Source organism: Ktedonospora formicarum, assembly GCF_016587355.1.
Classification (GTDB): Bacteria; Chloroflexota; Ktedonobacteria; order Ktedonobacterales; family Ktedonobacteraceae; genus Ktedonobacter; species Ktedonobacter formicarum.
This window is the reverse complement of the sequence record NZ_BNJF01000003.1, coordinates 336,327-355,176: the sequence shown is the minus strand read 5'-3', so window position 1 is coordinate 355,176 and position 18,850 is coordinate 336,327. Positions and strand designations below refer to the sequence as shown.

The 18,850-nt window shown below is 53.5% G+C and carries 17 protein-coding genes and 1 pseudogene; 8 read left to right on the top strand and 10 right to left on the bottom strand.

Annotated features, from left to right (window positions below):
* Nucleotides 1-41 precede the first annotated feature (41 nt).
* Nucleotides 42-1,031: an RNA polymerase sigma-70 factor gene (locus K3T82_RS27955; protein ID WP_236031613.1), complete on the bottom strand. Its 990-nt coding sequence runs from the start codon at nucleotides 1,029-1,031 to the stop codon at nucleotides 42-44.
* Nucleotides 1,032-1,270: 239 nt separating this feature from the next.
* Nucleotides 1,271-1,981, bottom strand: a complete 711-nt coding sequence (locus K3T82_RS27950; RefSeq protein ID WP_220196823.1) for a Yip1 family protein — start codon at nucleotides 1,979-1,981, stop codon at nucleotides 1,271-1,273.
* 362 nt (nucleotides 1,982-2,343) lie between these two features.
* On the opposite strand from K3T82_RS27950, the gene K3T82_RS27945 reads away from it, so the two are divergent.
* Both K3T82_RS27945 and K3T82_RS27940 read left to right on the top strand, forming a co-directional pair.
* Nucleotides 2,344-3,540: an NAD(P)/FAD-dependent oxidoreductase gene (locus K3T82_RS27945; protein ID WP_220196822.1), complete on the top strand. Its 1,197-nt coding sequence runs from the start codon at nucleotides 2,344-2,346 to the stop codon at nucleotides 3,538-3,540.
* Between the two features lie 299 nt (nucleotides 3,541-3,839).
* A complete protein-coding gene (locus K3T82_RS27940) occupies nucleotides 3,840-4,004 on the top strand; it encodes a hypothetical protein (RefSeq protein WP_220196821.1) in 165 nt (54 codons plus the stop codon).
* 6 nt (nucleotides 4,005-4,010) lie between these two features.
* Here the strand turns inward: K3T82_RS27940 and K3T82_RS27935 are convergent, their stop codons facing one another.
* Nucleotides 4,011-4,403: a hypothetical protein gene (locus tag K3T82_RS27935; protein WP_220196820.1), complete on the bottom strand. Its 393-nt coding sequence runs from the start codon at nucleotides 4,401-4,403 to the stop codon at nucleotides 4,011-4,013.
* A 405-nt stretch (nucleotides 4,404-4,808) separates the two neighbouring features.
* Between K3T82_RS27935 and K3T82_RS27930 the strand changes: the two genes are divergently transcribed.
* Both K3T82_RS27930 and K3T82_RS27925 read left to right on the top strand, forming a co-directional pair.
* Nucleotides 4,809-5,357: a DinB family protein gene (locus K3T82_RS27930; protein WP_220196819.1), complete on the top strand. Its 549-nt coding sequence runs from the start codon at nucleotides 4,809-4,811 to the stop codon at nucleotides 5,355-5,357.
* A 166-nt stretch (nucleotides 5,358-5,523) separates the two neighbouring features.
* Nucleotides 5,524-6,201 (top strand): hypothetical protein, encoded by a 678-nt coding sequence (locus tag K3T82_RS27925; RefSeq protein ID WP_220196818.1) that lies wholly within the window; start codon nucleotides 5,524-5,526, stop codon nucleotides 6,199-6,201.
* An 81-nt stretch (nucleotides 6,202-6,282) separates the two neighbouring features.
* Here K3T82_RS27925 and K3T82_RS27920 read toward each other — a convergent pair whose 3' ends face one another.
* The 4 genes from K3T82_RS27920 to K3T82_RS50150 all read right to left on the bottom strand — a co-directional run bounded on the left by K3T82_RS27920 (nucleotide 6,283) and on the right by K3T82_RS50150 (nucleotide 10,578).
* Entirely contained in the window at nucleotides 6,283-6,465 is a 183-nt protein-coding gene (locus K3T82_RS27920; protein WP_220196817.1) for a hypothetical protein, read from the bottom strand.
* An 830-nt stretch (nucleotides 6,466-7,295) separates the two neighbouring features.
* Nucleotides 7,296-9,050 carry a PAS domain-containing sensor histidine kinase gene (locus K3T82_RS50160; protein WP_220196816.1) on the bottom strand — a complete coding sequence of 585 codons (1,755 nt, stop codon included), beginning with the start codon at nucleotides 9,048-9,050 and terminating at the stop codon, nucleotides 7,296-7,298.
* Nucleotides 9,051-9,187: 137 nt separating this feature from the next.
* A complete protein-coding gene (locus K3T82_RS50155) occupies nucleotides 9,188-9,352 on the bottom strand; it encodes a PAS domain-containing protein (protein WP_420799350.1) in 165 nt (54 codons plus the stop codon).
* Nucleotides 9,280-10,578: a PAS domain-containing protein gene (locus K3T82_RS50150; RefSeq protein WP_420799349.1), complete on the bottom strand. Its 1,299-nt coding sequence runs from the start codon at nucleotides 10,576-10,578 to the stop codon at nucleotides 9,280-9,282. The genes K3T82_RS50155 and K3T82_RS50150 overlap by 73 nt, the downstream gene beginning before the upstream one ends.
* 650 nt (nucleotides 10,579-11,228) lie before the next feature.
* Here K3T82_RS50150 and K3T82_RS27905 point away from each other — a divergent pair.
* The 4 genes and pseudogenes from K3T82_RS27905 to K3T82_RS27890 form a co-directional block, all read left to right on the top strand.
* Entirely contained in the window at nucleotides 11,229-13,058 is a 1,830-nt protein-coding gene (locus tag K3T82_RS27905) for a hypothetical protein (protein ID WP_220196815.1), read from the top strand.
* Between the two features lie 134 nt (nucleotides 13,059-13,192).
* Nucleotides 13,193-13,786, top strand: a complete 594-nt coding sequence (locus K3T82_RS27900) for a Mu transposase C-terminal domain-containing protein (RefSeq protein WP_220196814.1) — start codon at nucleotides 13,193-13,195, stop codon at nucleotides 13,784-13,786.
* Nucleotides 13,786-14,802 carry an ATP-binding protein gene (locus tag K3T82_RS27895; RefSeq protein ID WP_220196813.1) on the top strand — a complete coding sequence of 339 codons (1,017 nt, stop codon included), beginning with the start codon at nucleotides 13,786-13,788 and terminating at the stop codon, nucleotides 14,800-14,802. The genes K3T82_RS27900 and K3T82_RS27895 overlap by 1 nt, the downstream gene beginning before the upstream one ends.
* A 238-nt stretch (nucleotides 14,803-15,040) precedes the next feature.
* A pseudogene (locus K3T82_RS27890) lies at nucleotides 15,041-16,543 on the top strand (ISL3 family transposase); the annotation flags it as partial.
* Nucleotides 16,544-16,582: 39 nt separating this feature from the next.
* Here K3T82_RS27890 and K3T82_RS27885 read toward each other — a convergent pair.
* Genes K3T82_RS27885 through K3T82_RS50145 form a run of 3 tightly spaced genes read right to left on the bottom strand, consistent with a single transcriptional unit; the run spans nucleotide 16,583 to nucleotide 18,748 of the window.
* Nucleotides 16,583-17,572, bottom strand: a complete 990-nt coding sequence (locus K3T82_RS27885; RefSeq protein WP_220196812.1) for a hypothetical protein — start codon at nucleotides 17,570-17,572, stop codon at nucleotides 16,583-16,585.
* Nucleotides 17,569-18,495 carry a recombinase family protein gene (locus tag K3T82_RS27880; protein ID WP_220196811.1) on the bottom strand — a complete coding sequence of 309 codons (927 nt, stop codon included), beginning with the start codon at nucleotides 18,493-18,495 and terminating at the stop codon, nucleotides 17,569-17,571. The genes K3T82_RS27885 and K3T82_RS27880 overlap by 4 nt, the downstream gene beginning before the upstream one ends.
* Nucleotide 18,496: 1 nt before the next feature.
* Entirely contained in the window at nucleotides 18,497-18,748 is a 252-nt protein-coding gene (locus K3T82_RS50145) for a DUF5372 family protein (RefSeq protein ID WP_420799359.1), read from the bottom strand.
* Between the last annotated feature and the right edge of the window lie 102 nt (nucleotides 18,749-18,850).

The following is an 18,850-nucleotide window of genomic DNA, read 5'->3' as shown; positions in this document are numbered from 1 at the left end:
TTTATCTCTTCTCCCTCAATTGGGCCAGATGCATCTCTCCCCTATGGAAGAACCTGTGAGGACGAAAGGAACGGCTCCGGGCGGCTTTCCAACTGGCGTTGGAGAAAAGCCAGCTTGTCAGGATTCACCAGGGTATACAGCCCAACGATAACATGATCGCGGATATCGAGCGTCAGAACCCAGTTGAGATGGCTGTCACTCCAGCAGAGAATGGCGGGCACGCCATTGATCTCTTCTATAAAAAGAATGGCGTCCGCAGGCATTCGGTGCATCAAGCCGACCATAAAGCGCTTGGCCACCCGTTCCTGACCGGAAATGGGAGCGAGCCTCGCACGAACCTTGCCACCGCCATCTGCCCAGGCCGTGACATCGCTAGCCAGCAGTTTGGTCAGGGCGGTGAGGTTTCCCGATTGACAGGCCGCCACAAAGGACTCGGTGAGCTGTCGCTGATGGGCAGGCGAGACCGAGATGCGGTGGCGTTTCTCCGCGAGATGGTTTTTCGCGCGATGAAAGAGCTGGCGACAGTGCTCCGGGGTTTTCTCAATGATCTTGGCAATCTCCACCAACGAGTAGTCAAACACCTCATGCAGGAGGAACACCGCGCGTTCCGGTGGCGAAAGACGCTCCAGGAGCACAAGAAAGGCGATCGAAAGGGATTCTTGCTGCTCATACGTCTCTTCGGGAGAGTTCCCTTTGGGGAGAGCAGTAAGAAGAGGCTCAGGGAGCCAGACCCCAATATATTCTTCACGCTCTCGCTGGACGGATTTCAGATAGTTCAGGCTGAGATTGGTGACAATTGTGGTGAGATAGGATTTTGGCGAGTGAATGGCGGCCTGATCCACTTGTTGATACCGTAGATACGCCTCCTGCACAATATCTTCGGCCTGACTGGCGTATCCAGTCAAGCGGTAGGCAATAGAAAAAAGGAGGGGTTGATAGGTTTGAGTGTTCTCCATAAGGGTCTTGGGAAATGGCTCCTTCCAATAATCGGTTCTCTCTTTATCATAATCCAGCGTGGCCAGATTCAGCAATGTTTGGGCCTTTCTCTGCGGGCGTGAGTCCCGAGTATTGTTGCGCTGTGTTCTTTAGAATGGGTACTGAAGCAACGACCATCAGGCCATTTTCGAGAGACGAAACATATTGGGTGCGGCAAGTTTTTTTGCGTCGAGCTCATCCAGGGCAACGGAGAGGTGGCGGGTAGCTCCTGGCTGCCTGCCACCTTGCACCACTCCACCAACTTAAGCACGCTCTTTGAAAGGCTGAGCGGCCTCTACCTGAGTGTGGAAGCGTAGAACATAGCCACACAGATGACCAGGGGAACGAAGAGGAGAAGAGGGCTCAGCAGGGCAAGAAACGCCTTTCCGCCGCTGATATCATGTACAGCCTTGATTGCCAGAGTTGCCAGGATTATTTCATAGATGCCCAATCCGAAGGTAACAAGTGGGCCTACGAATGGGATAAGGCTAAGTAGAGCTGATATAAACGAAAGCGGTAAGCTGAATAAAAGGAATGTATAACATTGTTCAACAAAGCGGCCAGTCTTCTCTGTTGAGAAGCCCCGTCCAGCGCCAAACATGATGCCAACCCCGATAAAGAAGCCAGCACAACCAATCAGCATGGTGAGAATGAGGTTAAGGATAAAGGAACCAGGATACAATGATGCCTTACTGGCTGAAGGCAGGACAGAAGTGAGCGATGTCAGGAGCGAGCTGATAATAAGCAGTATCCAGACCAGCCCCCAACTCGCATTGCTTTGTAATTCAACGAAGTTATCGCTGGAAGGTGAAAGGGCCTGCAACATCTGACGAAAAAGATTGCCGTTGTTCTCGCCAGGAGTTTCCCTGGACGCTTTCCAATCGAAAGTATCTTCGGACCAGTTTATTGTGCTGCGTGAAACGTTTTTAGAGGCCAAAGTTTCCTCTTTCTGGTTAGTCTCTTGAACTTTATTTTGTGGCTTCTCAAATTCATTTGTCATTGACATGATGGGAACCTCCTTGCTGGTTTGACTTTCTTAAATCATGCCATGAGAAGATCCAAAAAAGAATAGCAACGATAGAGCATTTATAAGGCGGTTATTGTGCTACTTCTGTATGAGGTGCTTTGCCGATAATGACCTCAAGATAGCCTTCTTGTTCATTCCAGCTGGTTTCCGTTTTCAATAGCGTGCATAACCGCTGCATCTGTGAAAGCATTGTCTTGCGCTCATCATTGTTCGCCCGCCTAGCCCTACCTCAGGATTTGTTGGATCTTGTGTTTCTCAATGTTCGTCTCGAACGCTTCTCAGATGGGCACATCCGTTCCGAAAAGAGAAGCGGCATATACGAAAGACAAAGGAGCACTATTGTGAACGACTTGACATGCATTATCATCGGAGGCGGTCATGCAGGGCTTGGAGCACTTAAAGCCCTCAAGGAAGAGACCCAGCACATGGCGAATGGACAGCGGCTTCGGTTTGTTCTGATAGATAAGCAGCCTAGCCATATGCGCAAAATGCTGTTGTTCCGGCCAGCCGTGGGCGAAGAAGAGATTATGATTCCCTGGACCCAGTATGGATTTTCAGAGGGAGTCGAATTCGTGCAGGGGACGGTGATGTCTGTGGAGCGTGAGGAAAAACAGATTCGCTATGAGGATGCGCAAGGACGCCCTGCCCGAATGCGGTATGATCTTATCGTTGTAGCGGTTGGGAGCGTCATTCGGCAACCTGATCCTGGTCAGGGAGGCATTGCTTTAACGGATTTGCAAATGGCGGCAGTCATCCGGAAAAGCTGGCGCGCCAATCTCCGGCAAGCGGTTGATGAAACCAATCCTCAAGAACGAAAGCGGCTGATGACCGTCGCAGTCGCAGGGGCGGGCATCAGTGGCATTGAGACATCAGCTGAGCTGGCACGTGAGATGCTGAAGGAAGCAATATCACTTGGACTGAACCCGTCTGATATCTCTGTCTACCTGCTGAGTGGACAGGAACGATTATTCTTGGAAGGACCTGAGCATGTTGGACGAAAATTAGATCAGATCCTCCGCGAAGGTGGCGTGACCGTGCTTTACAACCGGAAGGTAATGCGGGAGGATGCAGGAGTGATGACGTTGGACACTGGCGATCATCTCCCGGTTGGTCTCTGTATCTGGACGATTGGTCTGATTCCGAATCCGGCCCTGCGCACGATGGGCTTGCCGCTTACTCCTCATGGCCAAGTGCTGGTGGATGGATCGTATCGCGTCCACGGGACACCTGGCATCTACAGCATTGGTGACTGTGCGAGAATCGTCGACCCGACAACCGGTAAGGCAGATCTAATGAGGTGCGGAGAAGCTGGACTCCAGGCAGATCGACTGGGAAAAGTCTTGAAGGCTGATCTGGAGGGCCGCCCCGCACCGGTTCACAAAGCGGCAGCGTCGATTCTCGAGTTCTTCTGCATCGGCCTGGGAGAAAATCGCGGATTGGTGTGGGGACGCAAATGGGGACTGAATATGATTCTCACGGGAAAGCCTGCGTGGAAAGTCAGAAATATTGCATGGGAGGCAGGCAGCAAGCTTCGATAGCAACAAAGAGATCAGGATGGCCAGGGCCTGTCGGTGTTTTTCTGGCCAGGAGAGACAACGCGCGGGAGAAGGAACGCTTCTGTCTTGTTCACCTTGCTCCCGCTCGCACTGATCAGACGGATCAAAACGCTCTCTTGGCTCTGAGCGTTTTGAAAAAAACAGAGCCAAGAGAGCACAAACATGCTTCTGACGAGCAGAGAGCATGGACAGAAAGCGTCATTTGTGACAGGGGGACTCACTCCCGCACGGCATCCGCGCCGACCTGGAACCCGTCACGATCAACCTGAAACGTCAAACACATGAAAAGAACCTCTGCCATTCTCTTACATGGCTCAATGATTCTGCTCGCTGCTGTAAGGTTGAGCCTGGTTGCAGGGACTGGATCGCTCCACACCGGTCCCGTCATTGGCGTGGACCTGTGCCTGGAGTCGAGCCTTGAGGCGTTCGTGATCGGCGATGCGTAGAGTCACTCACTCTTCATAGCGATGCATCAAGTGAGTGACACTGCGTAGCACAATGCTCACCCCACGAGCCTGTAAGGCTTGATGCATTTCCGGCACACTACGGTGTTCTCGAAAGCGCCACTGGCCAATCAAGGCAATCACCTCCAAGCCAAATTCGCCATGGGGCAGTGCCCAGCGCCCCTCTTCTTCCGGTCGTTGGTGTTGGTGAGAGTTGGGGCAGTCCGGCTGGATACATTGACGGATCACGAGCGTCAATTTCCATTGGCCAGATAACGTGGCTACGCTGCGATGACCATGATTTGACACCGACAGGGGCTGGTCACACTGCTCACATCGCTCTTTTAACGGAATGAGGATTCTGTTGTGCGTCGCCTCCGGGCGCGGTGTGACTCTCGCCATACTCTTTCTCCTCTTGAGGTTCTCACATGCTTTCTCCTTCCAGGCTACACCTTCCTTCAATCCCAGTTTGCCACTCAGCTTTTTTCTAGGATGGCAAGCTTGATCTGAAGCTGATAGAAGGGAGAAGGGGCGGCTTTGTCCTCCAGAACTTCTGCGGAGGCGAACGCGAGGTGTGTGGCAGATCTGCTTCGTTTGGCTCGCGAAGCAAAATGGTCCATCAGGTTCGGATTCTGGCCCATCGCTCTCTTTGGCGTTTTCAGGACAGGTGTGTTATACTCACGTGTGTTAAGCTGGTCAGAAAGGAAGAAAGGAGGTGCTCTATGAAGAACAACACCATGATTGTTCACCAGGTTGTCATTGATCTCTCTCTAAAAACACAACATCAAACAGATTGGAGTACCATCCTTGCCGACACATACCACAAGAGATTTTCTCAGTGTTGAACCATTCCCTTCGTATGAACCTACCATTGGGCGCTGGCTCTGGATGCTTGAGGACACGCGCCGCGAAACAAAAATGGCACTGGCCAATATTGACCAATCCCTGCTCGATTGGACACCTTCTCCAACAGAAAATAGCATTGGAACCTTGCTCTACCATATTGGACTGATTGAGCTCGATTGGCTCTACGTCGAAGCTCTGGAAAACGCACCCTGGCCTGAGGAACTGAAAGCGTTGTTTGCCATCAAAGATCGAGATGCCCAGCACGTTTTGAGTGTGATTCGCCATGTCTCTCTGGATGAGCACTTGCGGCGTCTTGATACCCTACGCACCCATCTCCTTGCTGCCTTTCGCGGGATGTCTCTCGAGGAGTTTCGTCGCCCTCGTACCTTCCCCGAATATGATGTTACTCCAGAATGGGTGCTTCATCACCTGATCCAACATGAGGTTGAACATCGTGGACACATCCAGATGCTTCGTAGTCTGGCGGAACGCGCTCTGCAAGCCCCATAAACAAGACAGGGACTCATCTTTCCTCTTTTGCATGGCACCAACGCGTGTTGGTGCCATGTTTTCCTTCTTCCGAAAATCATCCAGTGACAGATCCAGAACATGCGTAGACAAGAAGCCACAACGTTGTCTTGGCTGCGGCTTCTGACATGATCCAGCAGGAGGTTCTTTGTGGCAAGAAAGCAAATTCGTCCACCGGCGACTCGATTGTCCGCGTCGAGCAAAAAAGGGGCTCCCTGTTGAACTCAGCCGCCTCCACCACGCGGTGCGAGCGGGACTGGCAGCAACAGAGGACCTCTTCCCGGCCATTCACCAAGCCTACGCGTGGGTGCATCAGGCTGCCCACCTGCTTGCCAATGCCGATATCGCGCTGATCGGCATGGTGAAACGGGACTATCAGCAACTCTTATCCACCATGACGCAGCAGCAAGAGCGGCTCGGAGTCCTGGCTCCTGCGGTCAAGCACTTCCAGAAAGTCACGGCCAGCTATTGGGATGGCCTGTTTGCCTACTACCAGGTGCACGACCTGCCTCGGACCAACAATGAACTGGAACAGTTCTTTGGCACCGCCCGCCATGTGGAGCGGCGCGCTACTGGACGCAAACGGGCCTCACCAACGCTCGTGGTGCGCGGCTCAGTGCGTGTCGTTGCAGCTGGGGCCAGCCGCATCTTTCCCGTGTCAGCAGCAGAGTTGTGCCCTTCTGACCTCGCTGCTTGGCGGACCTTGCGCCACACGCTCGATTATCGCGGTGAGGGTCGTCGCAAGCAACTCCGTTTTCGCCGCGACTCTCAGACCTATCTCACCTTGTTGGAGGAGCTGCTTTGCAGATCAGGTTTGCCGTCGTAGTTTTTTTTAGCACAGCGTTCTCCAGAGCCAGCTGTCCACAGAATTGCTCCAATTCGGCAATGCGCGCCACTTCTGGCGTGGCTAATTCTGCCTGGGACCAGGATGCAGCTTCTCCACGTTCCTGGTACTCCTTGCGCCAACGCGACAACACGCTCTCGGCCAGCCATGTTCATGGCAGACCTGGGCAGGCCGTTTTTCTTCAGGAGTGACGAGCCGAACAATCTCCAATTGAAACTCAGGACTGTGCTGGCGTTTGTGCATCATCGCTTCTCCTTCGTCTACTACATTTCGGAGAAGTTGACCTCCGTCACTGTTCGGTCTCGAGGGTTCACTCCAAGTGGTAGACTTTCTTCGCGACTAGCATTCTTTCATCACAGTCAATAAGAAAGCTCTCCACAAGAGAAGAGTCAACCACAAGAATCGTTTTTACAGGAGGGTATTCTCCAGAGCCACTTCGCTCTTCTCAGTCATCGAAACACCATCCCTATTTTGCTCTTCATGGAAAAACTCTACTAAAAGGAATACTCCTCAACAAGAAGAATAGCTTCAGCAGAAGGAGAGAGGGTCTCGTAGCAGTTTCTGGAACATGGCTTTCTCTCGTTATGTAGTAAATAAGGTAAATGTTGGCTCTTATACATTCTCGGTGATAAGTACATCAAGCGAACAATGAGAAACAATTCTTTGTGCTCAAAAAACGCGAGGAACTTTCAAAAGTAAGCTCATACTTCACCAAGAGTGTGTATGAACCGAATGTTCGACAGTTTTAGAGCAGAAACGTAGGAATTCGGCACGAATGCTTGGAATCAACAGGTTCTTTGAAAGTGAAGCCGTGCTGGAAGCGGTCTGGCGCACATACATAGTGTAAATTGATGGCAGCCCCCGTGAAATTGATCCGACTTTTGAGCCCATCAGCTGACGAGGCTTGCGTTCTGTTTGGTGACACAGATGAGGCAACTGGAGTACGCACAGACAGAAAAACGGACGAGCGAGAGTGTTCGCAGAAATCGAGTTGGTGATAGCCGTGGGCATCCGTGCCCAAACCCCTTCTGTCACCATTACCGACCCAGATGACGTGCATGGCGTACTTTCCACGCTCAGTCCCCCCTCCTCATGGGAAGGGTAACTGTAAAGGCCGATCCTTTTCCCACCTCGCTCTCCACCATGATGGTTCCCCCATGGTGTTTGACGATCTCGGCCACAATGTAGAGTCCCATGCCCAAGCCGGGAATCGCCCGCTGCCGGGAATCAGTGACCCGATAAAAGCGCTCAAAAATCTTGTCGCGCTGCTCTCGTGGGATGCCCAGGCCATGATCCTGTACACGGACCGTGACGGTCTCAGCAGAGGCGGAGAGATCCATCTCGACGGTCTCTGCACCGGGAGAATACTTGATGGCATTGCTGAGCAGGTTGGTGAAGACCTGTCCCAACCGGTCTCGATCCGCCAGCAGGCTGGTCTGCACCGCGCCACGCATCATAATGGTATGGCTAGGGTTGGTTTGCCGTATGGTGTCGACGATCTCCCGCAGCAATGTGTCAAGCTCTACCCACTCCTGGGCGTATTCCAGCCCGCCTGCTTGGATCTTGGAGACATCGAGCAACTCTTCCACTAGCCGGGTGAGTTTGTTGATTTGGGTCTCCATGCTGCAAAGAGCCGAAACAGCAGCCTGGAGGCCTTGCTTGGCCAGTTGCCGGTGCAGCAAGGTAATTCGTAATTTCAAGGCGGTAAGTGGGTTCCTCAGTTCATGGCTGGCCATACTGATAAAGTCATCCTTACGTTGTTCCAGTTCCTTGCGCGCCGAGTTATCCAGCACAAAGGTGATCGCTTGGAACGAGTGATGCTCTAAGAGGACCGCGCCCACGAGCACGGGGAGGCGACTGCCATCTTTACACACATACTCTTTCTCATAGGGCGTTAGCGACTGCTGTGTGTCCAGTTCATGCTGGGCCTCTACGGTCCGAGCCAGATAGTCTGGATGGGTCATGTGTGTCCAGTTCATGCGCCCCGCGCGGAGGTCTTCACGGGTATAGCCGGTCATGCGCAGAAAGGTGTCGTTGGCGTCTACAATCTGGTCGCCTTCGCCGACAAAGATCCCAATAATGTTGGAGTTCATCAGGATGCTTGCTCGTTCCTGGCTCTGGCGTAAGGCTTCCTCCGTTCGTTTCTGCTCCTCAATGTCGGTGCTGGTGCCAAACCATTTGATGATCTGACTAGTGCCATCTCGGACTGGCAAGGCGCGGACTAAAAACCAGCGATACTCCCCAGTCTGAGCATGTCTGAGACGCTGTTCGTACTCAAACATGGTTCCCGTCTCCAGGGCATGCTGCCAATGCGCTCGGTTGCCATCCCGATCATCGGGATGGAGAACCGGGAGATACGCCCATTGGTCGCTTTGTATCTGCTCAAGCGTCAGCCCGGTGTAGTCACACCAGCGTTGGTTCGTGTACTCGAAATGTCCATCGGGTCGTTTCGTCCACACCATCTGCGGCACTGTTTCGGCCAGCACACGCCAGTTCTCCTCACTCGCTTTGATTCTCTGTTCAGCCTGTTTCTGCTCATCGATGTCAGTGCTGGTGCCAAAATATTTCAGGATCGTGCCCTGCGCATCTTTGAACGGCGCACCTCTGGCAAGAAACCAACGATAGTCTCCGGTGGTGCTACTGCGCAAGCGCTGTTCCCCTTCATAGGGCTTGCCTGCCAGGACGGCGCTCTGCCACTCCGCCAGGATGCGTTGCTGGTCATCGGGGTGAATGGCCTGGAGCCAGCCGTATCCCTGGTATTGTTCAAAGGTCATGCCGGTATAATCACACCAGCGTGGGTTCGCGTATTCAGCAGAACCATCGGGATGCATGATCCAGACTAATTGGGGGATGGCATCAACCAGGACACGGATGTCGTCTTCGATCTGCTTTTTCTCATGAATATCGGTGCAGGTGCCAAACCACTTGATGATCTGGCCTGCTTCATCGCGTACCGGGAGCGCACGAGCTAAGAACCAGCGATAGCCCCCGTTTTACCATTCTTGAGACGATATTCGATCTCGAAGGGTTCACCGGTTTCAAGCGCATGACACCAGAGCGTCAGTGTGTGCTGAGAATCGTCAGGGTGGATGACCTGGAGCCAGCCGTTCCCCTGGTATTGTTCAAAGGACATACCGGTATAGTCACACCAGCGCTGGTTGCCGTATTCACTCGAGCCATCGGGCCAAGCATCCAGACCAATTGGGGAATGGTATCGATGAGAACACTCAGTTCTGCTTCGATCCGCTTTTTGTCATGAATATCGGTACAGGTGCCAATATATTTGAGGATCGTACCCTGTGCATCAGTGTAGGGTGTTGCTTGCATCAGGAACCACCGGTAGTTTCCGGTCGTGCTCTGGCGCAGGCGCTGTTCCGTTTCATACGGCGTGCCCGTTTGGACGGCATTCTGCCACGCTTCCAGCACGCGTTTCCGGTCCTCAGGATGGGTACACTGCATCCATCCCTCCCCCTGAGCCTCCTCGGTGCTCAAGCCGGTATAGTCGCGCCAGCGTTGATTATAAAAATCGACATACCCGTCGGGTCGCCCAGTCCAGACCAACTGGGGGATGGCATCGATGAGGGTATGGAGTTTCTCTTCAGCGTGCTTGCGCGCGGTGATGTCGATGCCAGCCATGATGAGATAGTCGACGTGGTGATCCGCACCCCTGTGAGGGGTGATCGCGGCCTCCAGGTGAAGCTCCATGCCTTCTCTGGGGTAAATGGGAGTCTCGAACCGCACCGTTTCACCCCTGCTGGCTCGTGCAATGGCAGCGCGTATTTGCGCTTGACTGGGAGGAGAAAAGGACCACCAGGGGCCTTCAACCAGGGGTTTGCCAACCACCTCTTCGCGTCGGATCTGCGCATCGTCTAACGGAACCTCATTGAGATCCAAGATGATCCCCTCGGGCGTCAGAAAGACGATCCCAGCATGCACGTTCTCCAGTACCTCCATGTAGAAGGACTCGCGCTGGTGAGCTATCTCCTGGCGCTCAGCTGGTGCTCCCATCTCATGGAACTGCAAGGTGAGTCCCCCGCTGGTCGAAGAAAGATGCACGTGCAGCCAGCGCTGGGTGACGGAAGATACATACTGCACATCGGTCAGAGCTCGGGTCTGTTTCGTCTTCTGGATGGCCTGATAGAGCGCCGTGCTCACCAACTGTGGCGCGCAGCCCCAGAAGCTGTTTCCAACCAGTGTCTCTGGTGTGGTGCCTAGCAAGGCCTGTGCACTTGCATTGGCGTAGATAATTATTGAGGCATCATCGAGCACAAATAAGGCCCCAGGAAGGGTCTCGAGAATCGTGAGGAGCGTCTCATGAGACTCTGGTGTAAGACGCGTGATGTGCCTTGTCTTTAACATAATGCGGTCAATCTCTCTTTCACGTGTTCCCATCCCTGGTGGCGAAGATGCGTACCTGTTCTAACCTCAAGACGTCGAGAAGAATACGTTCTCTCTTTCCATCCTTCCCTCTCCGTAAGCGTTCTCTTGTTATTCATAAGTATCGGCTTATTCAATGAGACATAGAGACCTTAAGGGGAGGTAGAAAAATATGCTCAACATCTCTCTGTGGGCCATACCATTTTTTCCACCAAGCGGCACGCTCATCGCCCAAAGGCCTCATACGTCGCAGCCGCACCACCCGGCAGAGAACCTAGGCAAATGTGCCTTATCCTCTTGCTCTGTGGAAATTCTCGATGAATTTACAGCATGCGTATGCACCAGGCCGCTTCCAACGCGGGTTCACTTTCAAATAACCTGTTGATTCCAAACATTCGCGCCGAATTCCCACGTTTCGGCTCAAAAACTGTCGAACATTCACATATTTACCATTATGTGGTAAATGACTTGAAATGTGTGGTAAATTGGGCCAATCTTCGAACAAATCGGCTCCAATCATCGAAAATTGGGATCAAAAAGAGAACAAGGAGACGAATTGACCTCCCGATGAGCTTGTGGCGCGAGTACACTGTTCTGTAGAGATGGAAATTCATGGATGTAAGGAGTTGCCCATGTCTGAGAACGGAATTCGTGGCATCGATCTGTTCAAAATTGCTGGCGAGAGTATTTCTGGTTGGATTCCCAGTTGGAAGACAGGGGGGCAAAAACCTACCCGACAGCCTTTTTGTAGCCTGATGGAAGAACGCCTGTTGATGTACCTAGAATATCATCCCCAAGTGGTCTGGTATGGACGAGGCGACATCGGTCCTACCTTTGCCTCAACCTACAAAATGACCCTCCCTTTGACAACCCCCTTTGCCATCAACTACCTGTTTGACGGAAATGCCCATGTGTACCTGCCCGATGCCGTCGGTCAGCTTCAGGATGGCTCCTTACTCATTGCAGAAGCTGGGATGGAGCAGGAAAAACGTAGGGAACGCAATCAGGCCAAGGCAGAGGCGGCGCGCAATGTAGCTCGCGCTCAGGGGGGCATGTACTGGATCGGAACGGAAACCACCTTACTCTCCAGAAGGCATGCCAATCTCGTCTTCTTACATGCTCGGCGGCAGCCTTTTCCGTCTTTCCCAGAACTAGCAGAAGCGCTCCAGGTGGTGTGGGCCTGGGGGGAAGCTGCTTGTGTCCAGGAAATCGTCGAACGTCTAGGAGAACGCTGGTCACCAGAGGAAAAAGAAGCGGCGGTCTGGAAAAGGTGTGCTGATGCTGCCGCGAGTGGGCACCTGTTAGTCGATCTGGCGAATGTCCAACTGACTCGATATGCTCCGTTGATCTGTCTTCCGCCTGACTCTCCTCCGATTCTTCCTGATCCTCTGCCTTCCCATCTGGAGAACAGCATCCACGAGGAGGCTTCACCTCCTCTCAATGTCAGTACCCTCGAAGAACACGACAGGAAGCCAGATCACCTTTCCACGTTTGACACTTCTTGCCTGGATGAAAAGCAACGGGAACGCTTTCTGCGCAATCTGCGTGCTGTGGAAGCAGTCAGGAATGGAGCAGGCCTCTGTGAAACGGCAGCAGAAGCCAGCATGGCATGCTCTACCCTGTGCCGACTGGTCAAACGCACCATTGAGTTGGGGCAGGTCGCCTGTGTTCCTCATGGGACCTACCATCGAGACCTGGAACTCCATCCTGCTTTCCAACAAACGATTCGCCTTCTCTACAGCCGACCAACCAAACTGTCAATTCAGGCCATTACCGAACATGTCGAACTCAAACAGGTGGCTTCGCGTTTACGGCAGGACACCGGAGGGACATTCGCCCTCCCAAGTTACGATCAGGTCAGACGGTACATCCACACCCTTCAACAGGAACCCAAGGTGCGAAAGGAGCGCGGCGAGGAGAGAGGCACTCGGCGAGAACGGCAGTCTCCCCTCTCTTTTGCTCTTTCCATTCCTGCCCCTGCCCAATTAGCCCAGGTCGATGAGCATACGATGGAACTCTACGTGGTCACCAAAGATGGCATCCCAGTTGCCAGCCGCATTCATGCTGCCGTTCTCGTGTGTGTGAAGACTGCTGCGATCATGAGTGCCGTCATCGCCCTGGGGCCACTTGCTGAGGAAGATTACATGCGCTTGGTGAAAGGCATGTTAGAGCCGAAAGATCGGCTGGTTCTCAAAGCTGGGTGTCAACACGAATGGCCATGCTCCGGTAAGCCCGCAACCATCTTCCACGATCGAGGCAAAATCTTCACGTCTGAAAGGGCGCGCCAGGCGCTGGTAGACCGCCTAGGCATCATCACCGAACAAGCACCCCCATATTGTCCTTCGGCCAAGGGAACGGTGGAGAGTCTCTTTCGCTGGATGACCCAGTGCTTTGAGCGGCGTTTGCCCAATACCAGTTTTGGGGTTCATGATGCGCACAAAGCGGCAGGGGCTGGGGCATAAAGCTGGAAGAGCTCGAATACTACTTCATCCGTGCTATTGTCGATGATTACCAACAAAACTGGGATGGGTTGCGTCGGCAAAAGCGAAACGTTCTTTGGGAAGAAGCTGTTCGCCAAACAGGGGTTCCTCAGTACTTGGGAGCCCCGGATGATCTCAAACTCCTGCTGATGAAGGCACAAAATCGCAAGCTCAGCAGCCGAGCCTATCGGGTTCATGATCGCTCGCGCCTGTCTTTCCAGGGGAATTGGTATGTGAGTCCAGGCTTGCTCAATCGATTGGCTGGCCGGGAATTCGAGATCTATTACGATCGCAGAGATGTCAGTGTAATCTACCTCTTTGTCGAGGGGAGTTATGTGGGAGAAGCCTACTGCCCTGCCTTCATGGGACAACGAGTGAGCGAATGGGAGGCCAAAGCGATGCGCCAAGCCGATACGAAAAGCGCAAAAGCCGCGAGTGCAGAAGTAGCGAACGCACGCGCTCAGATCCAGGAAGACATCGAAACTACGAAAAAGCAACGGGGCAAAGCTCTTCGCCAGAGAGAAAAGGCACGACAGTTGGATCGACAACGTGAGGAGATTCACCCCTCGTATGTGGCTGAGGCGTTGGAGGGCTTGGCTCCGGCTGCCCGAGAGAGTCTCCAACTTGCCGAAGCCATCCCTGACTCGGAGAAGGTGTATTCCTGGGAGCCCCTGGCCATTCGGTATCGGGAAAAGGAGGGTGGGTGGTAATGATGCGCACACTTCCACTCTTCGATGGCTTCATTGAAACTCCCTTTGAGCGCCGGTTTCAGGCTCTGTTACGTCAGGCGTGGCTCCATCGATCATGGCATGTCATTGTAGCCGAGCCGGGCTCTGGAAAAACCATGGGCATTGGCGACCTCCGAGATGAGGCGGCACGCCAGGCCGGAATGGTAGGAGGACAGCGGTATCCAGTGCTGGCAGTGACGGCTCCTAAAAATGATCCTCGGGAAGCGGCGCTTGGGAACCTGCTCCTGGGAGCATTGGGAGTCGGGGCACGGGGACGCTGGAGCGAACGGAAATATTTACTGTACGATCTGTTGGGCCAATATGGCGTCGAGTGCCTGATTTGTGATGACGCCCATGATCTCTCCATGCCGCATCTGATTTTCCTGAAAGAATTAACCGATCACCTCTTCCTGGCTTTCCCTGCCCATCACCTCGGACTCTGTTTAGTGACCGCTGGAAGAGGAGCATCGATCCCTCTGAAAGATGTCTTCGATCAGCCAGAAACCATGTGGATGCAGTTCCGGCGACGGCTGGATTGCCTTCAACCCTACTGTCGCGTGGTCAGTCATACCGAGGGAGAAATACGTGATATTCTGCTTGCTCTGGAGCAGATTTATCGTCCATCTTTCCCCGCATTAAATTTGCAGCAGTGGACTGGAAGCCTCTACAAATGGCTGACCCATCCGTTACTCGATCCCCAGAAAAGTGGGCGAGTGCTCATGGATCCCTTAATGAAGCTGGTGACAACGGCGCTCAAGTGGTCGTATGCGCAACGAGAGGCCGAGGTAACCTCAAAACATCTGAGAGCTGCTGCGGAACTGCTCACCCTTCGTCGCGACACCATCCAGATCATTGATGCAGAAAACAACCGTTTCAAAGAAGGGGAACCGGAGAAACAGGAGCCAGGAGAAGCACAAGAAAAGCCAAAAGGTAAAAAAGGAAAAGAGCCCAAAAAACAGCCTTCACCTGACGAACCAGAGAACCCATCTCCGAAATGAGTTCGAATTTCCATCCAAACATTTTTTGGGCGAATCTTCGAACAAGTGGATCTGAGGCCAGTATTTGCGTTCGAAGATTCGCCCAATTTACCAATGTGGTCACTTTTTGCCCCCAAACCGGCACTTTTGCCCTGAATGGTGGTTCTGTCTCACTCTTGGTGATTTAGGTTGCTTGCTTTTTTCATCAAGAGATCGTTCTACATGCAGAAATCCATAGATGTAGAAGGATCTGGTGAAGATGGAAGTGAAGCAAGTCGCAGCTCTCCCAGAGAGATTAGAAGTGACAGATATTGAGATGGTTGATGGAGTGCTTACCATCATGGCAGTTTCCATACAAGCACATCCAGCTTGCCCGCTCTGTGGAGAGCCTGCCACACGGGTTCATAGCTATTACACGCGCAAAGTCGCAGACCTTCCTTGTAGTGGACGGCAGGTCCGTTTGTTCATCCACGTGCGAAAATGCTTTTGTGATGCGCCCGACTGTACCCGAAAAATTTTTGTAGAGCGCCTGACGCCTTTCGTTAACACCTTTGCACGAGTCACACAGCGTTTGTATCAGATCGTGCAGATTATCGGCTTGGCAACTGGAGGGAGGCTTGGCGTGCGTGTCACAGATCGTCTGGAGATACAGACCTCACGCCACACCATTCTCCGACGCATCATGGCGCTGCCTACAGAGCCAGTTGGAGCAGTTTCACAGATTGGTATTGACGACTTTGCTTTCAGGCGTGGTCGCAAATTTGGCACAATCATCGTGGATTTACGCACACATAAGGTGCTCGACGTGTTGCCAGATCGGACGGCTGACACTTCCGCCGCCTGGTTGGCAACCCACCCAGAAATTGAAGTAGTGAGCCGAGATCGAGGAGGAGACTACGCTGCCGCAGCCAGGAAAGCGTTTCCAGAAGCCACGCAGACGGCAGATCGGTTTCATGTGTTGAAGAACCTTGGAAAGGCTCTGGAGGGAGTCCTCTCACGTCATCTTGCCGCTCATCGCAGAGGCCAAGCCGAGAAGTCAAGAGCCACTCCCCTCGAAACTACCCAACCTGTCAAGCCGCTGAAATCGAGTCCGAAGGCAGCCGCGCTGAGCCAGGCGAAGCGAGAGGAACGCCTGGCTACATACGAGCAAGTCGTGGCTTTAAGGAAACAGGGCTTCTCGCAGACAGCCATTGCCAACCAGGTTGGGATCGGCCATGCCACCGTTTCGCGCTGGCTGCGCAGTGATGCCTTTCCCCAACAACCACCACGTCCGCGAAAAAGCCGCCTTGATCCCTATCTCAAAGAGGTGAGCAAGCGGTGGGAGGCAGGCTGTCACAACATCGCTCAGTTGCATCGGGAGTTGGTTGCTTCTGGTGTTCCCCTGACCTACAAGGTTGTATACAAGCAACTAGTTCGTTACCTTCCAGAAGGGCGAAAGAATGCCCAAAGGCCCGATCAGCTTCCACGGCCTCCTGTGCTAGCACGACAAGCTGCCTTCCTGTTTCTTCGCAGACCTTCAGAACTGGAGGCCGACGAACAAGAAACGCTGGCGCTGCTCCAGTCTCTGCACACAGAGGTAAAGCAGACCTACGAGCTGGTTCAGCAATTCGCTCAGATGTTACGCACGCGTACAGGAGAACAGCTCGACGACTGGCTCGAACGGGTAAAAGCCAGTAAGATTCGCGAACTGCAGGGCTTTGTTACTGGTGTGGAACGTGACAAAGCAGCGGTGCTAGCAGGGCTTACGCTTCCCCAAAACAACGATCACGTTGCATAATGCACCTCGTCACTTGGATCAATATCATATCGTTTCAGCCAGAAGCGGTTGCCTCTCCTGTGGAAGAAAGAGGCAGGATCCACGATCATTGTAACAGATCCCAATAATACGTTCTTGACGATACCAACGCCAAATGGTTTGGGCTGTAACACCGTAGGAGTGCGCCAATTCGTCAGCGGTCAGCAGCCCTTGAGCTCGCAGGCGGGTACATCGATCTGCAAGCCCGTGATGTCGACGCAGTTGATAGACATGCGTGCTGAGAAAAGGCAACCCCTCAAAGGTGCGGAAACCTTGCTGGTTCAACTGCTCAGCCACCTCTGCATCCGTATATTCCTCAAGAAGGCGGTCCATGGCTGCCAATGTCTCTGGAGGGGTCAAACGCGATTGGGACAACGGCAGAGGGAGTTCTACCATGATCGTCTGTGTAGCCCCTCCCTTGAAGCGAATATGTGCCACAATCTGATCCGTTTTGTGGACCGTTACGTCTTCAATGACCAGCCGAACTGCACGCTTGCGCTCTCGTGCGGTGGTCTTGGGGCCGTTCCAGAACCGGCGAAACCGTTCGGGTACCTGCTCAATATCCGTCCGCTCTTCCACGCTCACTTGCTGCTGATCGCCCTGGTTGTAGCGCTCTTCAACTGCTCGTGCTTCCTCCAAGGCGACCAGTTTCGCGTTCCATTCCGCTTCCAAAACGCTTGCTACCAGACGATTGTTCGGATCGACTTTGAGATAACGCCGTTGCGCTAACTCCGCTTCGTATTGCGCACGCTCCACCTGGAGATGACGCAAGCGACGAGCCTCATCTGCTCGCTGGATGACTTCCTCCTGTACTGCCAAGGTCAAGGCGAGGGCTTCGGGGGTCATGCGCTCCAGGAGCACCGCCCCAACGGCTTGATCCAGATCTCGCCCAGGAATGCGTTGACAGGGAGTATTCCCCTGGGCAATGCTTCGGCTCTGGCACAGATAATCTGGGATGATACGCTGCCCTCTGCGCTGGTGAGAGCGCACCGTCATCCGTTCGCCGCAGCAGCCACAGACTCAAAGTCTTCCCAACTAATATACCCAACATGAGCCTCACGCACAAGGGCTACCCAGTTGGCGCGGGGAACATCCTGAATGTGGAGCTTGCCATCAGCCGTCTTCGTCGTACGTGAACGCCCGTAGACATAGGCTCCCGCATACGCTGGATGATGCAGGAGCCGCAACACATCATGATGCTCGATCTCTGCCCAGACCAGTTCTCCTTGATGCGCTCCCCGACGCAAGCGACGCGGGAAGAGCAAATGCTGTTGACGAAAGTGGCGGACGGTCGTAAAGGCCGAGCCAGTGTGCGCAAAACTGCGAAAGACCTCGCGAATGCTGGCCTGCACTTGGAGATCGGGATCAAGCACCACCACATCCGTTTCGGTGTAGACAAATCCGATGGGTAAGGTCAATTTGAGGGCTCCCCGACGCGCTTTGTTGAGGATACCGCCTTGCAGTCGAGCACGCAGGATAAAAAGCTCAGCCTCACTCATGGTGCCTTTCAGGCCAAGCAAAAGCCGGTCGTTGAAAGTCGCTGGATCATAGAGCCCTTCTTCGTCCAGGATCAAGGTGCGGGTAAGCGCACAAATTTCCAGGAGCTGATGCCAGTCGCTGGAGTTGCGTGCCAGCCGAGAAACCTCCAGCCCCAAGACCAACCCAACCTGTCCAAGGCCAACTTCAGCCACTAGGCGCTGGAAGCCTAAATGATCAGCAGTTGAGGCTCCCGAATGACCCAGATCTTGATCAATCACGACAATACGCTCCTGGCTCCAGCCAAGCGCCAGCGCCCGTTCGCGGAGCGCATATTGGCGAGCAGTGCTTTCGGTATTTTCGAGCACTTGTTGAAGTGTACTTTGCCGCACATACAGATATGCCAGGCGACTGAGATGATGAGCGCTGACCTGCTGGGTCATCTTAGTGATCCTCCTTCTGGTGAGTCTTGAGTAGCTGGTTGAGGGGTCCTATGTCTTCAAAACGAAGCATGGTTCGCCCTGCGGCAACAACCAGAAAGGGATCAGGAGGGGCGAGACTGGTCCAGGCCAGAGGGAGAGAGCGGACCTGATGTGTCTGCGGATCTGTAAAGAAGACGCGCTCTTCTCCCCAGGCGCGGCTCTGCGAGAGCAGAGGGAAGCTATGACCACTGAGAGGATGAAAGGGATGGGTGATGGTAAAGGAATGCTCATCATTCGTGTTATTAGGTGTAGTTGACAGTTCGTTTAAATGGATTAGTTGAGGGTCATGTGAACAAGCTCAATTTGATCAAAAGGA